The following is a 1,011-nucleotide window of genomic DNA, read 5'->3' on the forward strand; positions in this document are numbered from 1 at the left end:
AAGCGCTTCTTCAGAAGAGGCCCGGATTCGACCTCGGAGATCGCGAGCCAGCCCGCAACCCAGGTCTGAGAACGACCGAAATTTCTCTCGCGGGAATATGGAGATGTGCCGCCGCAGTAGCACCGCGCTGAGAAATGCGGGCTAGATTGTGAACGTGTTCAATCCGACCGATCCGCTTCTGGTACTAGCCGTCGTTCTAGTGGCCGGGATGTCTCTGGGCGCCGCTGCGAAACGCCTGCGCCTGCCGAGCATTTCCGGCCAGATCGTCGCCGGTGTGTTGCTCGGCCAGGCGGGTCTCGGACTGTTCGAGCGAGAGGCCGTCGAGGCGCTTCAGCCTCTGACGCACTTCGCACTTGCGCTGATCGGCGTGACCGTCGGCGCGCACCTGAACCTGGCGCGGCTGCGCAATGCGGGAAAGCGACTCTTCTATCTGTTGATCGCCGAGGCGACCATCACGCCTGTCCTCGTGGGCGGAGTGCTCTACGGACTGGGCGATCTTTCGCTGACGACTGGCATGCTGTTCGCGGCTCTGGCCGTGTCGACCGCACCGGCAACGATCGTCGCACTCGTGCGCGAGACGCGAGCGACCGGCGTGTTCGTCAAGACCGTGATCGCCGCGGTCGCCATCAACAACATGGCGTGCATCTTCTTGTTCGAGGTTGCGCGAGGAGCGGGAAGCGTGCTGGCGGTTGGGGAACTGGCCTCCGGGAGCCCGATCGGCGGCATGGGCGGGGTGTTCCTCGATGTGGGTGCACGACTCGGTGCTGCACTCTTGTTGGGAGGCGCTGCTGCATGGCTGACGCAGACGCTGACTCTGCGCGTGGTGAGATCCGATCGGCTCGCAACCGTTTCGGCCGTTTCGATTCTGCTCACTTTCGGTCTCGCCTCGCACCTGGGGCTCTCGCCCCTTCTGGCCTGCATGGCCCTCGGGATGGTTCAGACCAATCTCAATCCGTCGCGCGATCGATTGGTCGATTCGGTCTTCGAAAACTTCGAGCCTGCGATCCTGTG

1 protein-coding gene is annotated in these 1,011 nt (G+C 63.4%); it reads left to right on the top strand.

The window, feature by feature from the left end; all coding sequences use genetic code 11:
• Nucleotides 1-154: 154 nt before the first annotated feature.
• A partial coding sequence (locus tag GY725_22465) for a hypothetical protein (GenBank protein ID MCP4006953.1) occupies nucleotides 155-1,011 on the top strand: 857 nt, incomplete at its 3' end.

The organism is bacterium (assembly GCA_024226335.1).
GTDB lineage: Bacteria > Myxococcota_A > UBA9160 > SZUA-336 > SZUA-336 > JAAELY01.